The sequence below is a fragment of the Polyangium sp. y55x31 genome (genome assembly GCF_029946505.1).
Taxonomy (GTDB): Bacteria; Myxococcota_A; Polyangia; order Polyangiales; family Polyangiaceae; genus Polyangium.
In genome coordinates this window covers 1-23,808 of sequence record NZ_JARZHG010000005.1, presented here as the reverse complement: position 1 = coordinate 23,808, position 23,808 = coordinate 1, and the positions used below count along the sequence as shown (strand labels likewise).

General features: G+C 68.0%; 21 protein-coding genes. 15 read left to right on the top strand and 6 right to left on the bottom strand.

Features of this window, described 5'->3' with window-relative positions:
* The first annotated feature begins 195 nt into the window (after nucleotides 1–195).
* The 3 genes from QHF84_RS11575 to QHF84_RS11565 are packed head-to-tail and all read left to right on the top strand — an operon-like array spanning nucleotide 196 to nucleotide 5,521.
* Complete coding sequence (locus QHF84_RS11575; RefSeq protein ID WP_281313302.1) at nucleotides 196–1,764, top strand: serine/threonine-protein kinase; 1,569 nt, start codon at nucleotides 196–198, stop codon at nucleotides 1,762–1,764.
* Nucleotides 1,764–4,328, top strand: coding sequence for a VCBS repeat-containing protein (locus QHF84_RS11570; RefSeq protein ID WP_281313301.1), 2,565 nt, complete (start codon nucleotides 1,764–1,766; stop codon nucleotides 4,326–4,328). Before QHF84_RS11575 ends, QHF84_RS11570 begins: the two co-directional genes overlap by 1 nt.
* On the top strand, nucleotides 4,325–5,521 hold the full coding sequence (locus tag QHF84_RS11565; RefSeq protein ID WP_281313300.1) for a PEGA domain-containing protein: 1,197 nt from the start codon (nucleotides 4,325–4,327) through the stop codon (nucleotides 5,519–5,521). Before QHF84_RS11570 ends, QHF84_RS11565 begins: the two co-directional genes overlap by 4 nt.
* A gap of 75 nt (nucleotides 5,522–5,596) precedes the next feature.
* Here QHF84_RS11565 and QHF84_RS11560 read toward each other — a convergent pair whose 3' ends face one another.
* Entirely contained in the window at nucleotides 5,597–6,109 is a 513-nt protein-coding gene (locus QHF84_RS11560; RefSeq protein ID WP_281313299.1) for a DUF1993 domain-containing protein, read from the bottom strand.
* Nucleotides 6,110–6,353: 244 nt separating this feature from the next.
* Between QHF84_RS11560 and QHF84_RS11555 the strand changes: the two genes are divergently transcribed.
* The 3 genes from QHF84_RS11555 (at nucleotide 6,354) to QHF84_RS11545 (ending at nucleotide 11,170) form a co-directional block, all read left to right on the top strand.
* Nucleotides 6,354–9,545, top strand: coding sequence for an amino acid adenylation domain-containing protein (locus tag QHF84_RS11555; protein WP_281313298.1), 3,192 nt, complete (start codon nucleotides 6,354–6,356; stop codon nucleotides 9,543–9,545).
* A gap of 209 nt (nucleotides 9,546–9,754) precedes the next feature.
* Nucleotides 9,755–10,093 (top strand): helix-turn-helix transcriptional regulator, encoded by a 339-nt coding sequence (locus QHF84_RS11550; RefSeq protein ID WP_281313297.1) that lies wholly within the window; start codon nucleotides 9,755–9,757, stop codon nucleotides 10,091–10,093.
* A gap of 93 nt (nucleotides 10,094–10,186) precedes the next feature.
* Complete coding sequence (locus tag QHF84_RS11545; RefSeq protein ID WP_281313296.1) at nucleotides 10,187–11,170, top strand: Gfo/Idh/MocA family oxidoreductase; 984 nt, start codon at nucleotides 10,187–10,189, stop codon at nucleotides 11,168–11,170.
* 6 nt (nucleotides 11,171–11,176) lie between these two features.
* Here the strand turns inward: QHF84_RS11545 and QHF84_RS11540 are convergent, their stop codons facing one another.
* Nucleotides 11,177–12,628 carry an aminotransferase class I/II-fold pyridoxal phosphate-dependent enzyme gene (locus tag QHF84_RS11540; RefSeq protein WP_281313295.1) on the bottom strand — a complete coding sequence of 484 codons (1,452 nt, stop codon included), beginning with the start codon at nucleotides 12,626–12,628 and terminating at the stop codon, nucleotides 11,177–11,179.
* 137 nt (nucleotides 12,629–12,765) lie between these two features.
* Between QHF84_RS11540 and rpmG the strand changes: the two genes are divergently transcribed.
* The 4 genes from rpmG to QHF84_RS11520 all read left to right on the top strand — a co-directional run bounded on the left by rpmG (nucleotide 12,766) and on the right by QHF84_RS11520 (nucleotide 16,351).
* Nucleotides 12,766–12,936, top strand: a complete 171-nt coding sequence (gene rpmG / locus QHF84_RS11535) for a 50S ribosomal protein L33 (protein WP_281313294.1) — start codon at nucleotides 12,766–12,768, stop codon at nucleotides 12,934–12,936.
* Entirely contained in the window at nucleotides 12,933–14,213 is a 1,281-nt protein-coding gene (zigA, locus tag QHF84_RS11530) for a zinc metallochaperone GTPase ZigA (RefSeq protein WP_281313293.1), read from the top strand. The genes rpmG and zigA overlap by 4 nt, the downstream gene beginning before the upstream one ends.
* 174 nt (nucleotides 14,214–14,387) lie before the next feature.
* Nucleotides 14,388–15,551, top strand: a complete 1,164-nt coding sequence (locus QHF84_RS11525) for a histidine kinase (RefSeq protein WP_281313292.1) — start codon at nucleotides 14,388–14,390, stop codon at nucleotides 15,549–15,551.
* Nucleotides 15,548–16,351: a LytTR family DNA-binding domain-containing protein gene (locus tag QHF84_RS11520; protein WP_281313291.1), complete on the top strand. Its 804-nt coding sequence runs from the start codon at nucleotides 15,548–15,550 to the stop codon at nucleotides 16,349–16,351. The genes QHF84_RS11525 and QHF84_RS11520 overlap by 4 nt, the downstream gene beginning before the upstream one ends.
* A 12-nt stretch (nucleotides 16,352–16,363) precedes the next feature.
* Here QHF84_RS11520 and QHF84_RS11515 read toward each other — a convergent pair whose 3' ends face one another.
* Both QHF84_RS11515 and QHF84_RS11510 read right to left on the bottom strand, forming a co-directional pair.
* Nucleotides 16,364–17,059 (bottom strand): SPOR domain-containing protein, encoded by a 696-nt coding sequence (locus QHF84_RS11515; RefSeq protein ID WP_281313290.1) that lies wholly within the window; start codon nucleotides 17,057–17,059, stop codon nucleotides 16,364–16,366.
* Between the two features lie 117 nt (nucleotides 17,060–17,176).
* A complete protein-coding gene (locus QHF84_RS11510) occupies nucleotides 17,177–17,689 on the bottom strand; it encodes a hypothetical protein (RefSeq protein ID WP_281313289.1) in 513 nt (170 codons plus the stop codon).
* 604 nt (nucleotides 17,690–18,293) lie between these two features.
* Between QHF84_RS11510 and QHF84_RS11505 the strand changes: the two genes are divergently transcribed.
* Entirely contained in the window at nucleotides 18,294–18,791 is a 498-nt protein-coding gene (locus tag QHF84_RS11505) for a hypothetical protein (protein WP_281313288.1), read from the top strand.
* A gap of 48 nt (nucleotides 18,792–18,839) precedes the next feature.
* Here QHF84_RS11505 and QHF84_RS11500 read toward each other — a convergent pair whose 3' ends face one another.
* Complete coding sequence (locus tag QHF84_RS11500) at nucleotides 18,840–19,340, bottom strand: hypothetical protein (RefSeq protein WP_281313287.1); 501 nt, start codon at nucleotides 19,338–19,340, stop codon at nucleotides 18,840–18,842.
* A 217-nt stretch (nucleotides 19,341–19,557) separates the two neighbouring features.
* Here QHF84_RS11500 and QHF84_RS11495 point away from each other — a divergent pair, with 217 nt between their 5' ends.
* From QHF84_RS11495 to QHF84_RS11480, 4 genes are all read left to right on the top strand, one after another.
* Nucleotides 19,558–20,019, top strand: coding sequence for a hypothetical protein (locus tag QHF84_RS11495; RefSeq protein ID WP_281313286.1), 462 nt, complete (start codon nucleotides 19,558–19,560; stop codon nucleotides 20,017–20,019).
* Nucleotides 20,020–20,241: 222 nt separating this feature from the next.
* Nucleotides 20,242–20,910 carry an START domain-containing protein gene (locus tag QHF84_RS11490; RefSeq protein WP_281313285.1) on the top strand — a complete coding sequence of 223 codons (669 nt, stop codon included), beginning with the start codon at nucleotides 20,242–20,244 and terminating at the stop codon, nucleotides 20,908–20,910.
* 50 nt (nucleotides 20,911–20,960) lie between these two features.
* Complete coding sequence (locus QHF84_RS11485; RefSeq protein ID WP_281313284.1) at nucleotides 20,961–21,788, top strand: helix-turn-helix transcriptional regulator; 828 nt, start codon at nucleotides 20,961–20,963, stop codon at nucleotides 21,786–21,788.
* 67 nt (nucleotides 21,789–21,855) lie between these two features.
* Nucleotides 21,856–22,884, top strand: coding sequence for a serine hydrolase (locus tag QHF84_RS11480; protein WP_281313283.1), 1,029 nt, complete (start codon nucleotides 21,856–21,858; stop codon nucleotides 22,882–22,884).
* A gap of 31 nt (nucleotides 22,885–22,915) precedes the next feature.
* On the opposite strand, the gene QHF84_RS11475 is transcribed toward QHF84_RS11480, so the two are convergent.
* On the bottom strand, nucleotides 22,916–23,808 hold an 893-nt coding region (locus tag QHF84_RS11475; RefSeq protein WP_281313282.1), incomplete at its 5' end, for a hypothetical protein.

Sequence of the window (23,808 nt, the reverse complement as noted above, 5' to 3'; positions counted from 1 at the left end):
CCTGTCTCTGTAAGAGAAAGACCTAATCGGAGATCTCGGCCGCGTTGGGAATTTGCGCAGCCGGACCTGGCCTAGCTCCCTACACGAGAGGGCAGAATTCTGACAGTCGGACGAGCATACGGGGGCTATCGCTTCGTGTATTCTCGTGCGATGCAAGCCGCGGTCAGTCGCGGCTCTGCGTCGGAGGGTGAAGACGTGGCGACCGTTGGGGAGGTCATCGCCGGCAAATACCGCATCGAGCGGGAGATCGGCCGGGGAGGAATGGGGCTCGTGCTCCTGGCGACGCACGTCGACCTCGAGCAGCCAGTCGCCGTCAAGGTCCTGCACGAGGACTCCGCCTACGACGCCGACGCGATCGCGCGCTTCATCCGCGAGGCGCGCGCCGCAGGCAAAATCCAGAGCGATCACGTCGCGCGCGTGATGGACGCCGGCGTGCTGCCCGAAGGCGGCGCGTACATCGTCATGGAGCTGCTCGACGGGAAAGACCTCGCCGATGTGCTGCGTGATCAGGGGCCGCTCGATGTCTCCGTCGCCGTGGGCCACGTGCTCGAAGCCTGCGACGCAGTCGCCGCCGCCCACGCCGTGGGGATCGTGCACCGCGATCTGAAGCCCGCGAACCTGTTTCTCGCCCGCAAACCGGACGAGACCGAGATCGTGAAGGTCCTCGATTTCGGCGTCTCCAAGATGAGCCTGCCGAGCACGCCGTCGTCGCCGTCGTCGCTCACGCAGTCGGGTCAGATCTTTGGTTCTCCAAGTTACATGGCTCCCGAGCAGCTCCGCAGCGCGGCCGATGTCGATGCGCGCGCGGACATCTGGTCGCTCGGCGTCGTGCTGTACGAGCTCGTCACGGGGTGCCTGCCGTTTCCCGCGCGCACGATGGCGGACATGATGGCGGCCGTCGTCCGCGATCCGCCGCAACCGCTCGCGCAGGTGCGCGCGGACGCGCCGCCCGCGCTCGAGGCGATCCTGGTGCGTTGCCTCGAAAAGGAGCCGAGCGACAGGTATACGACCGTCGGCGAGCTCGCCCGCGCGCTCGCGCCGTTTGCCCCGGGGCGCGAGGCGCTCGTCGCGCGGATCGAGCGGGTCTCGGCGCGAAGCGCGGCGGCCGGGGGCGGCGTGCCCTCGCTCCCGGCGCCGGCCTCGATGCGTGTGGACGTCGTCGCGGCGGGAGAAGCCGGCGCGACACCGCTTGGAGGCAACGCGGAGGCGCCGCAGGACAACACGAGCGAATCGCCCCTCGCAAGGTCGCTCGGCAGCGGGCGCGTGTCGTCCTTGTCCGGCCGATCGCCGCGATGGGTCCTCGCGATTGCAGTGGCCCTCGCGGCGGCAATCGGGCTCGCGGTGACCCTCTCGCACCGCGCGCCTGCCGTGATGACCCCCGCGTCCACGCGCGCGCCCGAGCCTCCGCCCGCCGCAGCGCCCGCGGAGAGCGCGCAGGTGCTCCCCGTGGTGGCGCAGGCCTCCGCGACGCCTTCGGCCGCGCGTGTCGAGGTCACGATCAACGTCTCGTCCGCGCCGAAGGGGACGCACGTTTACCGCGGCGCCGAGCTCATCGGGACGGTGCCTGGCCCGCTCGTGCTCGCTCGAGGCGAGGCGCCGATCGAGCTGCGGTTTGTCGCAGATGGACATACACCTGCCGAAATCACGGTGGTGCCGGACGTCGATCGTGTCCTCGCCGTCGACCTCAAGCCGACGAAGTCCACGCCGCGCACGCCGAAGGCCGGAACCAAAGGCAAGGTCCCGGGCGACCTGGAGCCCTTCTGATGCGCCGCGCGCGCGGTGCGCCCCCTGCGCTCGTCTTTGCCGCGCTCTTGCTCACGCTCGCGGCTCCGGCGTGCGCGCCGTTGCCCACGTTGTCGGAGGGCGTCTGCGGCAATTTCGTGATCGAGGCGGGCGAGGATTGTGATGGCCACGCGCCCGCGCCGGGCTCGTGTGCGCCGATGAACGCGCCGAACGAGTGTCGGTTCGTCTGTGACCCCGCGGCCCCGGATGCCACGTGCCCGGCGGGCTACGGGTGCGGGTCCGATCAGGTTTGTCGTCGCACGTCGGGCGCGATCGAGCCTACCGGCGAGCGCGAGGGGTTCACGTGGCCGACGTCGCTGCGCGCGGGGGATTTTGATCTCGACGGGTCGCCCGATCTCCTCTTGCTCGGCGCGCCGGACGCCGCGGGGCTCCGGCCGGCGCGCGCGCTCTCCTCGAAGGGGTTTTCCCTGTCCGAAGCGCTCACGGAGCTTCCGTTCGAGATCGCGGCTCCGGCCGTCGGCGCCGGGACGGGGGAAGCTCATCGGGACGTGGCCTTCGCGGATCGCGAGGGTGTGGCGATCTTGCGCGGATACCCGGAAGAGGCGGCGCGCTTCGCGATGGTTCCTTCGATCCTCCTCGAGCAAGGGACATCCACGCGGCTCTTGTTCGTCGACGTGCTGCCGGATGTGCCGGGAGACGAAATCGTGGCGCTCACCGACTCGGTCGAGCAGGGCGCGTCGCTCACGGGGTTCGCAGGGGACGGGTCGCCTCCCGTCGCGCTCACGCCGATGCCGGGAGGCGAGGCGGCCGTCATCGGTGCCGTTCCGATGCTCGCCGCCGCGCTCGACGAGGACGTGCCGTGCAAGCAGATCCTCGTCGCGTATCGCGGAGCCACCGACGTGCCCGTGTTCACGCCTTGCAAGCTGGGACCTTCCGGGGTGGAGTGGAATGCGGGCGACACGCTCTTCCACGTGAAGCTTCCGCCGGAAGCGCCCATCGATCGTGGGGTCTTCGTCGCCGACGTGGACCTGGACGGGCACCTCGACATCGTCGTGGGCGCGGGCGGGCAGACGTACGTCGCGTTCGGGCTCGGGAATGGCACGTTCGTCTCAAAGAACCCGGGGGGGACCCTGAACGAGGCAGGACCGTACGTGCTACCGGAGGCGGCGGGCGACGCCAAATTTCCCCTCGCGATGGCGGATCTGAACACCGACGGCCGCGCCGATTTCGTCGTGCCGCGCGGGCTCGTGCTCTCTCAGCCGACGGGGTACGAGCTCGCGTATGGCAACCTCGGGGCATCCTGGTCCGAGGCGGTGATCGGGCATTTCAACGGCAATGACAAACTCGACGTCGTGGCGAGCACGGCGGGCGTGGTCGACCTCGATTTCTTGAACAACGCGGGCGGCGGCGTGTTCGCTCCGGCCGTCATCTCGACGCATGGCCCCACGCGGCTGCTCACGGTCGGCGATATCGACGGCGATCTGCTCGACGATCTCGTCTTCAGCGAGGAGAACGGGGAGAACGGCGAGCCCGTCGATCACCTCGCCGTGAGCTTCGGCGTGCCGTTCGGCGCGCCGACGCCGGCGGTCGCCGCGGTCGAGGCCGGCACCGTCGAGCAGATCACCGCGGGGCATTACGTGGGGCAAACGGGCATGGACGCGATGGCGGACGTGGCCGTCGTCTTCGAGGCCGAACTGCACAAGTCGGACGCGCTGGCGGTGCTCCACGGGCGGACGTCACGCAACATCTTCCCGGCCTTGCCTTTGCGGGGCGGGAGCAGGTCATTTTTGCCCATCGCGCTCACGTTCGGGCACTTCGGCGATGAAACGGCCGACATCGCGGCGCTCGGCGTGCGCCCAGAGACCGAAGAGCTGCGCCTGTTCCGCGTCGAGGCCTTCGAGGACGGCCCGCCGGGGTTGCCCGTGGCGAGCGAGGCGCTCGATTCGTCGTTTTCACCAGTGGAGTCGACGGGCTCGGTCCTGTTCCGTCATGGCGCGCTCATCGCAGCGGCGGACTTGAACGACGACGGAATCGACGAGGTCATCGTCGTCGGAGCCTATGGCGAGCCGAAGCAGGCCGCCCTCATGATCGCCGATTATGACGAACCGTCGGCGACCTTCCGGAGCCGCGCCGCGCAGCCTTTCACCGCGGCGCTCTCGATCGACGCGGAGCTCGTCGTCGCCGACGTCGACGGCGACGGGCACGAGGACGCGCTCGTCCGGACGGGCTCCCCGGGCGCGGGCGGCGCTCTCGTGATTCTGTGGGGGAACGCGGACGGGGATCTCGGAAAGGGCGAGCAGGTATCGGCGCCGTTCGACCCCGACGGCTCGGGCGTGCGTGCGATCGCGTGCGTGAAGTCCCCGCGGGGAAAGGGGTTCGACGTGCTCGCCGCGAGCGACACGGCCATCTATCGGTACGAGTTCGACGCGGGCAGGGATGCGACCGCCGCGCCCATTCCGGTGTTGCCGCTCGCGCAGGTGCGCGCGCTCGCGGTTGCCGATTTCGACCACGACGGCGTCGACGACGTGGCCGTGCAGACGGAGGACGGGTTCGAGCTGTATCGTTCGATCCCGAAGATCAAATGAAGCGCATCGTGTACGGTGTCTTCGCGGCGGTGCTCGTCGCGGCATTCGCGGGCCCTGCGCGCGCCGGGAATCCGGTCGAGGAGGCGAGGATCCTGTTCACCGCGGGCGCGCAGGCTTACGAGGCGGGTCGATATGCCGACGCCGTCGACGCCTTCCGCGCGGCGCACGCCCTGACGCCGGAGCGGCCGACCGTCCTTTTTTCGCTCGCGCAGGCCGAGCGCCGCCATTTCACGATCGTGCGTGATCCTGCCGTGCTACAGGCCGCAATCACGCATTTTCGTAGCTATCTCGAACTCGTGCCCGAGGGCGGGCGCCGCGCCGATGTCGTGGCCGCGCTCGGGGAGCTCGAGGCCGTCGCGGCGAGCCTCGAACAGAAAAACATCGAGGCGTCCGTATCGAAGGCGCGGCTCTTGATCACGACGCAAACCCCGGGCGCCGTCATCACGATCGACGGCGCGGCGCGGACGACGGTGCCCGTGATCGAGGCCATTGCACCCGGCAAACATGCGCTCGCCGTCTCGGCGCCGGGGTTCATCGGGGAGACGCGTGAAATCGTGGCCGTGGAGGGCGCGATTTTGCCGGTGGAGATCAACCTGCGCGAGCGGCCATCGTTTCTCGCAGTGACGGCGCCGCAGGGCGCTGCGATCCAGGTCGACGGACGTTCGCAGGGCGAGGCGCCGCTCGCATCGCCGATCGAGCTGCCCTCCGGCGCGCATGTGGTCACCGTCGCGCAACGCGGCCACGATCCGCGCACGCTCCGCGTGATGATCGAGCGAGGCGGGACGAACCGCCTCGACGTCCCGCTCGCGACGACCCGCCAGCGTCGTGTCTCGTACGGGCTCGTGGCCGGCGCGGGCGTGGCCTTCGTCTCGGGCTTCGCGCTCGCCGTGAGCTCCGCATTGCAGGAGGACGAGGCACAGCGGCTGCTTTCCGGCACCGAGCAGGGGAACATCGACCTCGGCACGCTCGAAGCGTACGAATCGGCGCGCACGTCGCGGAACGTGCTGCGCACCGGGGCGATCGGCTCGTTTGCCATGTCGACCGTGTTCGGCGTGGCCGCCTTCGCAACGTACTGGTTCGACAACCCCACGCCGCGACCTGCGGAATCCGGGGAGACGGCGCGCGTGGAACGTTTTGCGCGGGTGGTGCCGATGCCGGGCGGGGCGTGGATCGGCGTGGGCGGGCGGTTTTGAGGATGGATGGAGCCACCCGGCTCATGCGGCCGGCGTGTGGCTCGAAGCGCGAGGCTCGCCTCGCGCCCGCCGGCGTCAGACGTCGAAGAACGGCAGATTGCCGATGAAGTCGAGCTTGCCCACGTCGACGCCGTTGTGGCGGAGGATCGCGTAGGCCGTGGTGGCGTGGAAGTAGAGGTTTGGCAGGGCCATCTTGACGAGGAAGTCGATGCCCTTGAGGCCCTTGCCCGGCGCGAACGGCAGGGTGACGGTGCGGGCCTCGGCGCCCTCGAACTGCGCGGGCTCGAGGGTCTTCAGCCACTCGATCGTCTTGTCGAGGCGGGCGCGGATCTCGTCGACGGTCTTCTCGTTGTCCTCGAAGACGGGCGGCGTGACCCCGGAGAGGCGCGCGGCCGTGAACTTGGCCCCGTCGCTGACGGCCTGGAACTGCCTCACGAGCGGATACTGATCCGGCGCGAGGCGACAGCCGAGGAGCACGTTGACGTCGAACTTCTTTTGCTCGGCGAGGGCCTGGGCCTTGTCGAGCCACGCGCGCGCCTGGCCCACGGTCTGGATGAGTTGCGGCACGAAGGGATCGTAGAGGTTCATGATCGTCTCCTTGGTAGAGCGGGGACGGGTGTAGCACGCGCCGCGGATACGCCAACCGCGACGGACGGGGTCGTCCTCGAAGACGCACAGCGTCGTGGCACGCCCGATGCGCGTCCTTGGCACGGGCGCTCGACGTGGTCATTGAATACACCATCGCCGCATTGCGATTTCCTGCTCCTCGCTTGACAGGAAGAAGGCCTCTGTTCTTTTGGGCGCGCGAAGAGGGGTGGGATTGGACGGTGGTATGAAGAACGAGCGAACGAATTCTGCTCTCGATCTGGATCACAGCGTAGCGCAATACCCGCGAGCCGAGCCGGTGCACCGGCTCTTCGAGCAGCAGGCGGACCGGACCCCGAACGCGGTCGCCGTCACCTGCGGGCAGATGGACCTCACGTATGCGGAGCTCGCCGAGCGAGCGAACAGGCTTTCGTGCCGGCTTCGACGCAGCGGAATCGGGCCGGGGAGCAGGGTCGGGATTCTCCTCGACCACGGCGTGGATGTACCCGTGGCCATTCTGGGCACCTTGAAGGCGGGCGCCGCGTACGTACCGCTGGATCCGACGCATCCGCATGCCCGCACGAGGTTCATCGTGGGCGACGCCGGTCTCTCGATCCTCCTGACCGAGCCATGGCTCGCGCAGGGACTCGGCGAGGTCCCTGCACGCGTGGCCTTTCTCCCGGAGCTCTTGCAGGACGCGGCCGAGGACGCGCCCGTCCCACCCCTCCCCTCCCCCGAGGACGCTGCGTACATCATTTACACGTCGGGCACCACCGGGGATCCCAAGGGAGTGGTGATCCCGCACCGCGCCCTCACGAGTTATGCTTGGTGCGCAAAAGAGCTCTACGTCGGCGCGGGCACCGCCACGTTTCCGTTGTATTCGTCGCTGGCCTTCGATTTGACGGTGACCTCCCTCTTCGTCCCCCTGCTCACGGGCGGTCGAATCATCGTGTATCCGGGCTCCTCGCCCATCTCTTCGCTGATGGCCGCCGTCCTCGACGATCGCATCGACATCGTCAAGCTCACCCCGAGCCACCTCTCGCTCGTCATTTCTCGGGACAACCGGAGCCGCCGTATCAGGCGGATGATCGTGGGGGGCGAGGAGCTCACGACGAAGCTCGCGCGGCGCGCGCTGGAGAGCTTCGGGCCGCACCTCGAGATCTTCAACGAATACGGCCCCACGGAGGCGACCGTGGGTTGCATCGTCCACAGATTCGATCCGCACCGGGATACGCTGGACAGCGTCCCCATCGGCCGGCCGCTGTCGAATACCCGGGCCTACGTCCTCGATGCGTCGCGCACGCCGGTGCCGGACGGCGCGGTCGGCGAGCTTTACCTCGCCGGCGATTGCCTGGCGACAGGCTACCTGGGTGATCCGGCCGAGGCGCGGGGGAGTTTTCAAAAGAGCCCCCTTTCGCCTTCCGGAATCGTCTACAAGACAGGGGATCTCGCGCGGCGGCTCCCGGACGGCGATCTCGAATTTCTCGGTCGGAGCGACACGCAGGTCAAATTCGCCGGCCATCGCGTCGAGCTCGCGGGCATGCGGGCGCTCCTCCAGCGGCATCCGGAGGTGCGCGACAGCGTCGTCGTGCTGCGCGAAGACGAGAGCGGGCATGGCGCCCTCGTCGCCTATTACACGTCCGAAATGCCGCTCGCGCCCGGCCTCCTGCGGAGCTTCATGACCTCACTCGTCAGCCAGGACATCGTCCCGAGCTTTTTCGTCCACGTGCCCAGCCTGCCGCTCACCACAAACGGGAAGGTGGACATGGCCGCCTTGCCGTCCCTCGCAGACCTGCGGCGAGAGGCGGGCAGCACGTCGGCGCCGCCGCGCACGCCCGCGGAAATCGAGCTCGCGGCGATATGGGCTCGCTCGCTCGGGCTCGCGCACGTGGGCATCGAGGACGATTTCTTCGAGCTCGGCGGGCACTCCCTGCTCGGAAACCGCATCATCCTGCAGATCCGCGAATCCTTCGGCGTCGATCTCAACATGCGCAGCATCTTCGAGAACCGGACGATCGCCGCGCTCGCCCGCAGCATCGAGCAGGCCCGCGCGAGCGCGGCCGTGCGCCTCGGGGGAGACACCGCGCAGGTGGAGCCGCCGGCCGCCCTCCCAGCGCTCCCGCTCGACCTCGCAATGGCAGAGCGGCGCGCCTCGCCGACCACGCAGGCGGGGAGGAGCAGCGACGAGGAGAACCTGCCATCCGCCGAGTCCATCGCCGCGGTCGACGATATGGTCGGCGACTTTTACAGCCGCTTTCCTTGGCCGTGGAACTCCTCCAAATTCGAGACGCTCACCGACCCCGATTTCGAGGCCGTCATGGTGAGCCAGGAGGTCGGCGATTACCAGCATCGCGCCCTGCCGCGGGAGCCGTCGATCTGGGTCGCCGGGTGCGGGACCAACCAGGCCCTCTTGACGGCCCTGCGCTTCCCGAGGGCCCGGGTGCTCGGGACCGACCTGTCGACGAAATCGCTCGAAATCTGCGCGGCCAGCGCGGCCGAGCTCGGCGTCACGAATCTGGAGCTGAAGCTGGAGAGCATCAATGACGCCCCGTACGAGGGCGCATTCGACCACGTCGTGTGCACGGGCGTCATTCACCACACCTATGATCCCGCCCACGCGCTCTCGCGGCTGTCACGCGCGATGAAACCGGACGGCCTGCTGGAGCTGCTCGTCTACAACCGATTTCACCGGACGATCACGAGCGCGTTCCAGAAGGCGATCCGGATCATGACGCGCGGGCTCTCGGCGCACGACCATGCCGTGGCCAAGCGGCTCGCGGCAGGGTTCGCGCTCGACAACACGATGGCGAGGTTCATCAGCCGCCACCGGGACTGGGAGGAGTCCGACTTCGCCGATCTGCTCATCAACCCGGTCGAGCACAGCTATACCGTCGATTCGCTGGCCGAAATGGCGGAGGGCTGCCAGCTCGAGCTCGTCCGCCCCTGCATCAGCCTGTACGCCAAGTACCGCGCGGAGAGCATCTTCTGGGAAATGTCCTTCTCCGACGCCGACATCCAGCGCCTTTACGACAAGATGCCCGACCTCGAGCGGTGGCGCGTGTCGAACCTCTTGATGCACGAGAAATCGCCGATGCTCTGGTTCTATCTGCAGCGCAAGGACACACCACGACCGCGGAGGTCGGAGCAGGAGCTCAATGCGGCGTTCCTGCAAACGCGATTCGAGCGCGCGGTCACCGAGCAGCGGAGCTACATTCGCGGCCCCGACGGCCACTTCCGGGCCTCCCCGAAATCGATCCGTTATCCGACCGCGGCCCCGGACGACGCGGTGCGCCCGATCTACGAGCGATTCGACCGGAGCCGGATCATGGGCGAGGTCTTCACGGAGCTCGGGATCGATCCGTCCTTCGCGAACGTGCAGCGCGCGCGGCTCTACCTCACGATCCCCGCATTCCCGTACCTCAGGGCGACGGCGACGTGAGGCGCTGGCGGGGCCGTAGCTCCGGCCCCGCCATGACGAACCTGACGTCACGCGCGCGGGAGTATGCTCGGAGTTCGAGGCGAGCAGCCCGCCGAGGGCCAGGCGCCTGTATACCATGGCTACCGATAAAACGTTTGTCCAGGGAGGCTGGGGGTGGTAAGGGGTGTCTGTCGGAGCCATCCACGATCGATGCGCCCGAGGAGCCCCCCATGCCGCGAAGGACGACCCCCGACCCCATCTCCGCCAAGATCGGCGCCCGTATCCGCGAGCTCCGAGCCGAACGTGTCATGACGCTAATCGAGCTCGCCGAGGTGAGTGGCCTCAACAAAGGGCACCTGTCGAGCATCGAGCAGGGGCTCGTGCGGATCAACTTCACGACCCTGGTTCAGCTTGCGAGGGCTCTCGGCGTGCAGCCGATGATCCTCGTCACGTTCTCTGACGAACACCCGCTCGCGCGGTTGGTGGAGCACTGGAGGAAGCTTTCGCCGGAGGCGCTTTCGCGAGAGCTCGACGAGGTGCGGACGCTGTTGAAGCGGATGGGGAATTGAGGAGAAGCCTGCGCAGGAGCCGATCGGCCTCTTTCTCTTCTCGCTCGACAGGGACATCGAGCGCGTGGTCATGTAATCTGCGCTGACTCGATCATGATGAACATCCGCTGGGGAATCCTGGGGACGGGCAGCATCGCTGCCAAATTCGCCGCGGGGCTCGGCTTCGTCGAGGGCGCCGAGCTCGCCGCCGTCGGCTCGCGCTCGCGCGCCACGGCCGAGGCCTTCGGTGATCGTTTCGGCATTCCGCGCCGCTTCGCCTCCTACGAGGACCTCGCGTGTGCCCCCGACCTCGACGTGATTTACGTGGCCACTCCCCACGTCTTCCACCACGCGCACACGCTGCTTTGCCTCCACGCCGGCAAGGCGGTGCTGTGCGAAAAACCCTTCACCATCAACGCGCAGGAAGCACATGAGCTCGTCGCGTACGCGCGGCAGCGGGGCCTGTTCTTGATGGAAGCGATGTGGACCCGCTTCTTTCCTGCTCTCGAACGGTTGCGCTCGATCCTCGCGGCCGGGACGATCGGCGAGGCGCGCATGCTGATGGCCGACATCGGGTTTTCCGCGCCGTTCGACCCCACGAACCGCCTTTTTGATCCGGCACTCGGCGGGGGCGCGCTCCTCGACCTCGGCGTGTACCCCGTATCGCTCTCGTCCATGCTCTTCGGTCGCCCGAGCCGTATCACCGCGCTCGCCCATCTCGGACAGACCGGCGTGGACGAGCAAGCGGGAATCGTGCTCGCGCACGGAGAGGGGCAACTCTCGGTCCTCACCGCGGCCATCCGGACGGCGACGCCGTGCGAGGCGAAGATTCTCGGCACGCGCGGGCAGATCGAAATCGCCGCGCCATTCTGGTACCCGCACCTCATGACGTTGCGGGTCGGGGACGGACCGCCCGAGCGTATCGAATCGCCTTTCGTCGGCAATGGATACAATCACATGGCGGCCGAGGTCGGGCGTTGCCTTCGTTCGGGGAAGCTCGAGAGCGATACGATGCCGCTCGCCGAAAGCGTCGCGATCATGGAGACGCTCGACGCGATCCGCGCGCAATGGGGGTTGCGTTATCCGGGGGAAGACTGAAAACGCTCATCCCCGCGGGTCCGCAATGGCGTCCGCGAGGTCTTCGAGCAGCATGTCGATCCTGTCCGCGTGCGTGCGAAAGCAGAGCACGCAGACACGAATGACGAAGACGTCCTCTCCAAGCGCCGGATCACGCAACGTCGTGCCCGTCAACATCAGGCGCTTTCGTTGATTGACGCGGGCGAGTACACGCCGATTGAACGCGTCGAGCTCCGCGGTCTCCATGTCCTTCGGCTCGACCCGGAACGCAAACAAGGACAGCTCGGGTTCGGCCACGATGCGCACGCCGGGCAGAGCCCTCACCCGCGCCGCCGCCCGTCGCGCGAGATCGAGCTTCTCGTCGAGCGCCTCGCGAAATGCCGACGCGCCGTGGAGCCAAAGCGGTAGCCAGATACGCAGACCGCGGGCCGGACGGCTCAATTCGAGGCCGAGGTCGGCGAAATTCCAGTGGTCTTCGTCCTCCTGCGAAGGCGGCAGATACGCCGCCGTCTCGGCGAACGCAGCACGCAAGGTCGCGAGCTCCTTCACGATGAGGCAGCCGGTTCCATAAGGTAAAAATAATCCCTTGTGCGGGTCGAGCGCGATGGAGTCCGCCCGCTCGATCCCCGCGAGCGCGGCTCGCCCGCGCTCGGTGAGGAGGAAAAACCCGCCGTACGCCGCGTCCACGTGGAGCCATAACCCCTCGGCTGCGCAAAACTCTGCCAATGCGACGAGATCGTCCACCGCGCCGACCGGCGTGGAGCCGGCCTGCGCGACGACCAGGAAGGGTCGGCGTCCCGCGGCCCGATCCTCGGCCACGGCCCTGGCAAGTTCGTCGCACCGCAATCGGAACGACGCGTCCACGGGCACGACGCGCGTGGCACGCCGTGGAAAACCGGCCACGCGGGCTGCTTTCGAGATCGAATGGTGCGCTCCTTCCGAGGTATAAAGGACGCCCCCGTCGAACTCCTCACCGAGCTTCGCCTCGCGGGCCGCCACGACGGCCGCGAGATTTGCCAGCGACCCGCCCGAACAAAGCCAGCCTCCCGCGGAAGGCCCATATCCCGCGAGCGAGCAGAACCAGCGAATCACGCTTATCTCGAGCTGCACCAGCCCAGGCGCGGGCATCCACAGGCCCGTGTAGCGATTGGTGATGTCGGCGATGAGATCCGCGAGCGCCGTGCTCGGCAGGCCGCCCCCGGGGATGTACCCGAGATAGCCCGGCGAAGCCGGGTTCAAGCTGACCGGAATGGCGCGATCGAAGAGCCGCGCGAGCACACGCCGGAAGGGCACGCCGCGCTCGGGCATGGGCTCGTCGAAGGCACGGGCGACCTTGTGGCTCCCGTCGAGCGAATGGGCCGGTTGCTCGTTCAGCCCATCCAGCCAGGGCGCGAGCCGATCCATGCAGGCGGAGACGAGGTCGCGAAGCTCGGCGCCTCCGATCTCGAGCGGCGCGGGGTGTCTGAAGGGGCGAGGCATGGGCCCTTTTAACCCAAAACGACGCCGAACGTAGCACGGGTTTCGGGGGACCTGGCCTCCCCCTCGGGACGACCCGGCCACCGACCCATGATGCAACAAAGTTGCAACTGACCCAGACATGTTGTAACAACACGGACATGCGCGACACGATCAAGCTCGTCTCGTCGGCGGGCACCGGGTACTGCTACTACACGACGAAGAACAAGCGGACGATGGCCGAGAAGCTCCAGATCAAGAAGTACGACCCGATCGCCCGCAAGCACGTCGTCTTCACCGAGGGGAAGATCTCCAAGGGCGGGGCGAAATGAGCGATCGCAGGCTCCCCGTCACCGTGCTCTCCGGCTTCCTCGGCGCCGGAAAGACGACGCTCCTCAATCACGTGCTCGGAAACCGCGAGGGGAAACGCGTCGCGGTGATCGTCAACGACATGAGCGAGGTGAACATCGACGCCGAGCTCGTCCGGGGCGGCGGCGCGGCGCTCAGCCGCACCGAGGAGCGGCTCGTCGAAATGACGAACGGTTGCATCTGCTGCACGCTGCGCGAGGATCTCCTGCTCGAAGTGCAGAAGCTCGCGCGCGAGGGGCGCTTCGATTACCTGCTCATCGAGTCGACGGGGATCAGCGAGCCCTTGCCCGTCGCGGAGACGTTCGGCTTCGAGGACGACGCGGGCGCGCGGCTCTCGGACGTGGCGCGGCTCGATACGATGGTGACGGTGGTCGACGCCTATAACTTCTCGAAGGACTTCGCCGCGGCCGAGGATCTCGTGGAGCGGGGCGTCGCGGCGTCCGAGCAGGACGATCGGAGCGTCGTCGACCTGCTCGTCGATCAGGTGGAGTTCTGCGACGTCCTCGTGCTGAACAAGGTGGACCTCGTCTCGCGCGAGGCGCTCGGGTTGCTCGAGGCCACGCTGCAAAGGCTCAATCCACGCGCGAAAATCGTGCACGCCACGTTCGGGAAGGTGCCGCTCGACGTGGTCATGGGCACGGGGCTCTTCGATTTCGAGAAGGCGAAGGAGGCGCCCGGCTGGATGGCCGAGATGCGCGGCGAGCACGTGCCGGAGACGGAAGCTTACGGGCTCGGGAGTTTCGTCTTCCGTGACAGGCGCCCCTTCCATCCCGCGCGCCTTTACGCGCTCATCCATGAGGAGTGGCCGGGCGTGATTCGATCGAAGGGCTTCTTCTGGCTCGCGACCAGGCCCGAATGGGTGGTGGAGTGGTCGCAGGCGGGAGGCGCGTACCGGTTCGGCGCCGTGGGGAAATGGTGGGCCGCGCAATCGAAGGAAGAATGGCCGAAAGACGAGGCCACGCGGCAGAAAATCGAGGCGGACTGGGATCCCGAATTCGGCGATCGGCGGCAAGAGATCGTGATCATCGGGACCGCCGAGCGAGAGGGGCTGCGGGCGCGGCTCGAGGCTTGCCTGCTCTCGGACGAGGAAATGGCCCGCGGCCCCGAGGGCATCCGGCAATTCGAGGATCCGTTTCCGCCGCTCGGCTTGCCGGAGGGAGACGAAGACGACGGCACGCCGCCCGGTGATCCTCATTTCGCGTCGATGTGGACGAGGGAGGCGGCCGAGGACGCTCGCTGAGCCTGCTCGTCCTTGCGCCTGGTCGCCGCCAGGGCACGGTTCGTCCGTCGATCCCGACCATTCGTCCGATCGGAGTCGCCCCGCGCGGGGCCGCCGGTAGCTTCCCTGCTCTCGGCGAGGGAGAGGCCCCGATCCATGTCCGCTTCGATCGGTAGTAGGGTAAAATGCTCACGCATGAGCGTCCCTATGCCCGAGCTGTCCGGAGGCGCGCCGTCCGCGGGCGCCTCGCCCCTGGACGCGTATTTCTTCGGCTGGAAGCGCTTCGTGGCGACGACCGCGGTCGTCCTCGCCATCCTCTTTTTCCCCTTCACGCCCTCGGACCGACAGAGAGACAACACGACCAACCTGCTATTCTTGATGGCCGGCGTGCCCGCGCTCCTGCTCACGCTCTCGGGAGTCTTCCACTGGGCCACGCGCCGGCGCCTCGGCTCGGCGCAGACCCTGCTCGTGAGCCTCGCCGTCGCCTCCGTCGTCGGCGTCGTGCTCGTCATGGGCTTCTGGGCCGCACAGACGTGGCTGCACATCCCGCCGCCCTCCGGACGCCCCGTGACGTATCCGATCGCCCTCCGGTTCGGCGTCACCTTCGGCCTCTTCATGTGCGCCATCTGGGCGCTGGCGTTCATGTATCCCTTCGCCACGGAGGACGCTCGGCGGCGCGCGCTCGAGGCCGAAAAGCTCAAGCTCGAAGCCGACAGGTTACGAACGGCGGGCGAGCTGGCCCGGCTGCGCTCGCAGCTCGAACCGCATTTCCTGCTGAACACCCTCAACGCCATCGCCGGCCTCGTCACGCAGGATCCGCGCGAGGCCCGCCGCCTGCTCGCTTGCCTCGGCGACCTCCTGCGCGACGCATTGCACGACGCCGACGAGATGCAGACGCTCGGCGAGGAGATCGCCTGGCTACGCCGTTATGCCGAGATCCTCGAATCGCGCCACGCCGGGACGCTGCGCTTCCAGTGGGACATCGCGGATCGTGCCGCCGAGGTCCTCATGCCCCGGCTGCTTTTGCAGCCGCTCGTGGAGAATGCCGTGAAGCACGGCGCATTGCGCCGCGATGGAGGTGGGCAGGTCGTGGTGCGCGCGACGCTCACGGAGACCGGTGACGGGGCCCCGAGGCGACTCGTCTGCATGGTCGAGGACAATGGTCCGGGCATGCCGGCGAGGCCATTGCGCTCGGGAGCGTTCGGTCTGCACGCGGTGCGCCGGCGCCTCGAACTCAAATACACGGACGCGGAACTGCAGATTGATTCTTCGTCCGACGGGACGCGATGCATCGTCGAGCTTCCCTGCGTGACGCCGACCCCGCGGCCCGCGACCAGGATCACCCCGGAGATGGCATGATGAACGAGATCCCCCCGTCAGGTGATTCGTATCGGCTCCGCGCCCTCGTCGTCGAGGACGAGTGGCCCGCCCGCAATTACCTGGTCGAGCTGATCGAAGCGTCCCAGCTCGCCGAGGTCGTGGGCGCCGTCGCGAGCCTCGCCGAGGCCCGACAGGCATTGCAGCTCGCGGCCGGCGGGCTCGAAATCGACGCCGTCTTCGTGGATATCGCGCTCGGCGGGAGCGACGACGAGACGGGGCTCGATCTGGTGCGCGCCTCGGTGCAGAGCGCCCGGAGGCCGATGTTCGTCCTGGCCACGGCATTCAAGGAGCACGCCATCGAGGCCTTCGAGCTCGGCGTCGACGATTACCTGCTGAAGCCGTTCACGCAAGAGCGCGTCGATCAATGCCTGCGTCGCCTCCACGGCCGGAAACGGCCCTCCCCGCCTTCGAGCCCGCTGCGCGTCGTCGCGCGTCGGGGCAAGAGCCTGGTGTTCCTCGAACCCAATGAGGCCTGGGCATTCGAGGCGGCCGATCGGCTCACCTCCGTGCATACGCCGCACGGCACGTTCGACCTCGACCTGTCCTTGTCCTCGATCGAAGCGTCCTTCGGGCGAGCGCTCACGCGCGTCCACAGGAACTGGCTCGTGAATGCGGCCTACATCAAGGAGCTCGAACGCGAGGGGGGCGAGACACGGGTGTTCGTCGGCGTCGGCATCGGCCCCGAGCGGCGGGGCGTGAGCGTCCCCGTCTCGCGCGACCGCGCGCAGTCCGTGCGCGAGATGCTGCTCGCGAGCGCGACCGGGCTTCGGCGCGGCTGACGCGATCCGCGCTCAGAACTCGCCCTCGCCGACAGCCTTTCCCGTTGGCAGCTCTCGGACGAACCCACGGATCCCTTTGGCGCGCAACTCGGCGAGCGCGTCGTCGGCCTCGTCCCGGTCGAGGAATACATCGAAGATCACGCGGTGCGGCCCGGAGGCGTCGCGAATCACGTGCGCGGGGTCGTTCCTGGCGGGGAAGCCGCCTTCCGTGAAAAAACCTTGCGTGTCGATGTCGAGATTGGCGACACGCGCCTTCATGCGGCGGGCGCCACGCTCGCTGCCGGCGAAGATCTGCACGGTGTAGAGCGTGGGCTCGAGCTTGGAGGCCTTGCGGACCGCGGCGGGTTTCGCGCCGAAGGCCTGAGCGACCGCGCGGAAGATGGCCGGGAGATCGTCGGGCTCCATGGACAGGGTGGAGAAGGAGCCACACGCGCCGGTCTTGCTGGAGCAGGTGATCTCGCCGAATTCAATCGAGACCTCCGCGCCCTGCGGCACGATTGCCTCGATGCGCGTGCCCCAGCGCGCGGCCTCGCGGACATGGGCGGGGTTCCAGGACGCGGACTCGATTCCGCGGAGGATGCCGACAGGGCCGACCGTGGCAGCATACCCCTCCCAGCACGCGGCAGCCGGGCGCGCGGCGAACGAGAGCAGCCCAGCGATGCCGAGCGTGACGAGCGAGCGGAGGGGGGTCGGGGGGAACGTGCGCATGGCGCTGCCAAACGCGCGTCGGCGAGATGGGCTTCCCGTCGTTCAGGCGAGCGGCTTGCTTCGTCGCGCCTCGTGCGACGGTATCGTTCGGGCGATCAGGACCCGAGCGGCAGCCCCTTACACCAGCATGTCCTTTCCGGGCGCGGGCGGCCGCCCGGAGCGCTCCGCGTCCTTCTTGTTCTTTTCGCGCAATGCGGCGATCTTCTGGCCGACGGCGAAGTGATACTCGAGGAGCGTCTGGAACGGCGCCGCCACCTCCGTACCATTGGGCAACCGATCGGCCCGACGCCGCACCTGATGCGCCATCTCGCCGAGGCGGAACGCAATGGCGTGATTCCGGACGAGGCGCGTCTCGTGGAGGAGCTCGAGGAGCTTCTCGACCGCCGGCAAGACCTCCTCGATACGCCTGGACGCTTCCCAGTCCGCCTCGAGCTCCACGACCTCGGCCTCACTGAGCCCGGCCCGCTGTCGAGCCGCCGGGTCCGCATGCAGAATGGCCGCGATGGCAGGGGCGTGGCCGTCACGGAGCTTGCTCAACCGGGCGATGTGGTCGGGCGTGATGTCGACGAGGTCGACATCGGTGACGTCAATGCTGCGATCGCCGGCCTTGGGATGCTTGGGGTTACTCATGGGGGATGGTCTCCTCTTCCGCGGGGGAAGGGTGATGGTGCGTCGAATGAGAGTCCGACGTGGTTGCCGTCGGGGTGCGCGGGGGCTTTGTGCAAGGGGAATGCCAGGTTTGCCGGTGGTGCAATTGGGGTTGGAGAGAGGGCGGTGTTTCGAGAGGCGAGGTGCGGGTGTGGCGGGGAGGGATTGGGCGTCGGGTGCGGGTGTGAGCGGGGTGGATGGGAGGGGGGACGGAGCTGAATTCGGGAACGGTTTCGAGGGTCTGGCAGGGGTGGTGGATGTTGTTGCGGAGAGGGGTGTATGTGGCGGGGAGGGAGAGGGTGCTCGGGGGGAAGAGGGTCGGGATGAGGGGCGGCGTCAGGTGCGTGGGTCGCGGGGAGAGGTGAGAGAGGTCACGGGGAGGATGGGACAGATGTCCGGACAATTCCGGACAATTTTGGGAAATTGTCCGGAGTGGGTGTGGGTCCGGGTGGGAGTGGGCAGCGGGGGTGGTGGGACTGTCTTGGAGGTGTGGTGCGAGTGGGGTGGTAGGCACTCGATGCCCTCCGAGATGCTCGTCTTCCGTGGCAGGGTGGTGTAGGCTCGGCCGGACCCAGGGAAGACAGCCATGAACCGCCGCGGACCGTTCATCGCCATCGCCGTCGGCGCCGTCGCGCTCGTCACCGTGGGGCTAGGGGCGTCTCGGGGGGAAGTGCCCCACAAGGGGGAAGAGAGCTGCTTTTCGGATCTCGCCTCGACGCTCGAGATGTGCAAGCAAGGCGCTCATTTCGGCGATTGTATGACGATCACGGACGAATTCGCCGACGCTTGCGAGGCGGGTTGCGTGACGACGTACTGCCCGGACTACGCCCCATTGCCGCCGCACGACACCGACCCGATCTGGCGTGCGTCGTGCGAGGACCTCAAAGGCGCTCGCTTCTGGCGGGAAACACACGCGGCAGAGACGCGGTGTGACCTCGCGTTCAAGATGCCCCGCTCTCGCGAGGAGACCTTGGCCCTTCGAGAGGCATGGGACGCCTGCTTCAAGGCTGACGTGGAGCAACATTGCCCGGCCCTGGTTGGTACCGATTGGCACGCGCGAATGTCGATCGCGCTCGGGCAATAGACCTGGCCTCGCGCCGCTCGACCTCCACCAACCGGCGCCATCCCATGCTCAGATTCCGCCCTGGCCCCCCGCGCCGGCCCCCGCACCGAATGCCCCCGCGCCGCCGACCCCATCATCATATCCCTTGAAGTCCCCTGTCGCGGCCCCGCCCACCGTGACGATGGTGCCCCCCGTCGGGTTCGCGCCGAGATCACCCGAGCCTCCGTCGACGTCCAGACAGATGACGCTGGGTGAAACCTCGACCTTGCAATCCGTACCGGCCACACGAGGAAGTGCCAGATCCGTACACCGGGCACGATTCCAGCCGTCGCCCTCCTGATCAATGATGATCGGGTCCTCCAGCCCCAGAGGGCGCCGCTCGTCGTAGCCACCGCCTTTCCGCGGGCAGATCAGAACAGCATTGCACTGCAAGGCCACGCCTTGTCGGAAGCTATTCGAACGCTTGTGATAGCCTCCGGTTTTCTTCGGGTTCCTGCAGTCGTCGTTGGTGCAAGCAGACGCGAGCAAGAGGGCCGACACGAACAGCAACCCGATGACGAGCCCTCTCATGCGTACATTCCCAAACCCGATGATGCGAGCCGATGAAGCGCTCGCGGTCTCACGATACAGTAGAGCGGCAGCGAGCACATCCTTCGACGCGCTCCGGACTGGATCCGGTCTCTGGGGCGAACCGTGGGGTCTAACGGGTTCTGACGGCAGCGGGCTGCCAGCGTCACCCCCCGCAGGCCCTATCCCCCGCGCACCGCCATGACGTATCATCGCGGCCATGTTGCGTGATCGCGGCTTCTTCCTCGTGCTCCTGCTCGCCGCGTGTGGCGGGTCCTCCTCTCCGCCGCCTGCGGAGCCGGCTGCGCGTACGGCTGCCGATCTCGGGCCGATGTGCCATCGCTACTACGCGCGGCAGGCGACGTGCACCGACGACTACCTGTCCGCGGTGCTCGACGTCCGCATCGAGCTCGACATGCCGAAGGGCATCGGCGAGCGCGTCAAGACCGAGGGGCGCGACGTGGTCCTGAAGGAAGCGCGCACCTACTGGGAGAGCGATATGGAGCCCGCGAAGATCGACGCGATGTGCGAAGCGATGGCGACCCGCACGCCAGCCGATCAGTTGGAACGGCTGCTCAAGCAGGGCGACGCCTGCGAGGCCGCGGCCGATTGCAAGGCATTTGCGATCTGCGCGGTCGAAACCGAGCGATCGTTCATCGCGTCGGGCGCCACGCATCACTAGAACCTCGATCGCTCCCCAGCACGTCCAGCAGGGGCGGTCGGGCGTGCCACGCCGCAAAATCCATCCACGAGCACAAGTGGACGCTCATGTCCGCTTCAGGTACGCTCAATCCGCGGGCGCCGAAACGCGGGGCTGCTCGCCGCCGACGGAGTGATCCGTGGAATCCCCAGCGGCGCCGGTGGTCGGAATTTCTTTCATCCACCTCCTTTGAGGACACAGACGATGAGACGCTGGACCTTTTTTGCCCTCCTGGTCGCCATCGCGCCCTCGGCCGCGTCGGCCGAGCCTCCCCCGCCCGCGCAGGCCGCGGCCCCGTCGCAGGGACGCGCGCCGGCGCCCGCGAGCGCCCTCGTGTCGGAGGGTTTCACGTTCGTCACCGAGGAGAAAGGCGTCCGCGTCCACCGCCGCGAGAAACGAGCCGGCGTCGAGTTCGCGGTCGAGGCGAGCCTCCCGGCGCCGCCCGAGCAGGTGCGCCGCGCGCTGCTCGATTACGCGAACCACCAGAAGTGGCAAGAGCACCTCAAGGAAAACAAGGTCCTCGCCCGCAACGCCGATTCTCTGATCGTCTATCAGCGGCTCGACCTCCCCGTGATCGACGATCGCGACTACACCCTCCAGGTCACCTGGGGCGCCGAGGGTCCGATCCTCTGGATGCGCTTCGTCGCCGCCAACGAGCGCGGGCCGAAGCCCGTGGACGGCGTGGTCCGCGTGAACGCGCACCAGGGCGGCTGGCGACTCGAACCCGAAGGCGCCAAGGGCACCCGCGCCGTCTACCGCTTCCACCTCGACGTCGCCGGCTCCGTTCCCTCGTGGCTCGGGAAGGACCAGGCCAAGGACAACATCGTCGACTTCATCGTTCGGCTCAAGAAAGAGGTGCCGAACTACCGCTGACGCGCAAGGTCCTTGACTGTCCAAACCCGTTTGGATTCACTCCGCGCCCGGTGTCGCAACCCGGATCGGTCGCCCAGTCGACGCTGCAGCACGGAGAGTTCTTCGGCACGCGAGAGGTGCGCCGCGACGTCGCGGGCTTCTCGCTCTCGATTGCATCAGCGGATCCGGCGCGGCCGGTCGCGCGCCACACGCACGAGGACGCGCACTTCATTTTGCTGCTCGACGGCCATTATCTGTCGTCGGCGCGCGGCGCGGGGCACCTGCACGCGGAGCCCGCGCTGATCTACAATCCGCCGGGGACGACGCACGAGGACTCGTTCCCGGAGCACTGCGGCCGATTTGCGGGCGTGTCGGTGTCGGCGGCGCGATTCGCGGAGGCGGCCGAGGTGGCGGCGCCGAGCGAGGAGGCGATCCGCATGTGGGAGCCGGGGGCCCTCGCGATCGCGCACAGGATCGCAGCGTCCGCCGCGCAAGGGGGAGACGCGCTGGCGCTCGAGGCGTTGTGTCTGGAGCTGGTCGGCGCGTTCAGCCGCGCGCACGTGGTGGAGCGAAGGCCGCCGCGCTGGCTCGCGCGGGCGCGCGAGGTGCTGCACGATCGGTCGCGCGACGAGCTGACGATGACGGAGGTCGCGACGGAGGCGGGGGTGCACCCGGTCTACCTCGCGCGCATGTTCCGGCGGTTCTTCGGCTGCACGCCGGGCGAGTACGTGCGGCGCTGCCGGATCGAACGCGCGGCGCTGCTGGTGCGTACGACCGGGCGGCCGCTCGCGGAGATCGCGACGACGTGCGGCTTCGTCGACCAGAGCCACCTGACGCGGACGTTCGCGCGGACGTTCGCGACGAGCCCGGGCGCGTACCGCCGGCAGTACCGCGGCTGACTGCGACCGCGGCGGCGAGGTTGCGCGCGTACAAGACGTGGGCGGCGCGACCTGACATGGCGAGGGTATGTGGATCGTGATCCTCGCCTTGTTTCTGTGGGGGTGTGGCGCCGCCAGGCCGGCGCGCTACGACGGCATCGCCGAGGCGCTCGCCCGCGGCGACGCCCCGAAGACGACGAGCGTGCTCGTCACGCGCGGCGATGAGGTCGCATACGAGCGATACTTCGCCGGCGCGACGCCGGAGACGCTGCACGACACGCGCTCGGCGACGAAATCGCTGACCGCGCTCGCGGTCGGGATCGCCATCGAACGCCACGCGCTGCCGGGGCTCGACGCGCCGGCGTTCGCGTACCTCGAGGACCTCGCGCCGTTCGCGCACGACGAACCGGGCAAGGCGACGGTGACGATCGAGGACCTGTTGACGATGTCGTCGGCGCTCGACTGCAACGACGACGACGAGGCGTCGCCCGGCAACGAGGAGAACATGTACCCGAAGCAGGTATGGTCGCGCTGGGCGGTCGACCTGCCGGTGCGCGCGGACTACAAGCGCGACGCGAACGGGCGCGGGCCGTGGCATTACTGCACCGCGGGTGTGTTCCTGCTCGGCCAGATCGTCCAGCGCGCGGCGCGCCAGCCGATCGACCGCTTCATGGCAACGCACCTGTTCGCGCCGCTCGGGATCACGCGCTGGGAGTTCTCGAAATCGCCGACCGGCGAGATCATGACGGGCGGAGGATTGCGACTGCGCACGCGTGACCTCGGGGCGCTCGCGCGGCTCGTGCTCGCGCGAGGCCGGGCGGGCGGGGCGCAAGTCGTGCCCGCGGCCTTCGTCGACGCGGCGCTCTCGGTGCACCGCGAGGCGATGCCCGAGCAGCACTATGGCTACCTGTTCTGGACGCGCGTGTACCAGACGCCGTGCGGCGCGCAGACGGGCTGGTTCATGGGCGGCAACGGCGGCAACGCGGTGGTGATGTTCCCGGCGCTCGACGCGGCGGTGGTCGTGACCCGCACGAACTACAACATGCGCGGCATGCACCAGCAGACGACGCACCTGATCGAGGACGCGATCCTCCCGGTGCTGGCGTGCGGGCAGTGAGCGGCGCGGCGCCGCCCCCATCCTCGCCGCTTCACGGATTGGCCATGCTGTAATACTCGAAGACGTTCGTGAAGTCGTCCGGGTTCGGCGCGATGTTCTTCACGTCACCGGTGGTGATGTCGATCGTGACATAACCGAGGTTGGTGAACACGTAGTATTCGTTCTTCGCCGGGTCGATGCCACCACGAGCGTTGTGCGACGTGACGGTCGGAATGCTCTTGATCGGGGTATACATACCGGTCTGGAGATCCAGCGTCCCGAACGCGAATTCGAAGGTGACGGGATTCCGGAGGAGGCCGTACATCGTGCCGGTGATCGGATGCAGCTCGAGCGCCGCCACGTCGTCCACATCAGGGGCGACGTGGGTGATGACGCCCGTGCCCACGTCGATCGTCAGCCAGCCGAGGTTCGTCCTCAAGTAGTAATGATTGCCGGTCGGATCGATCCCGGGATTGTCCGAGAGGAGCATCACGCCGGGGAGCGTATTGATGCTGGAAAAGACGCCGGTCGCTGGATCGATGGTGCCGAAGTGCTCCTCGGAGGCCACGGCGTCCCACCTCACGGCATAAAGGACCCCGGTGATGGGGTGGGCACGCACCGTGAAGCTCTCCCACGGGGGGGAGACATCGACGACGCTGCCGGTTCTCACGTCAACCGCGAGCTGACCGAGGTTCGTCTGGAGATAGAATCGACCCTTCACGGAGTCGAGCACCATCGGGTCGCCGACGCCCATGACGCCGGGGAGGATGCTCACCGTATGAAGTTTCCCCGTGGAGGGCGTCACGAAGCCGAAACGCTCCTTCATCTGGGTTTGGTCGTAATGCACGCCGTACAGCGTCGTCGTCAGCGTCCCGCCGCCCGAGCCTCCGCCGCCGCCGGCGCCACCCGAGCCGCCGGCGCCGCCGGCGCCGCCCGAGCCGCCAG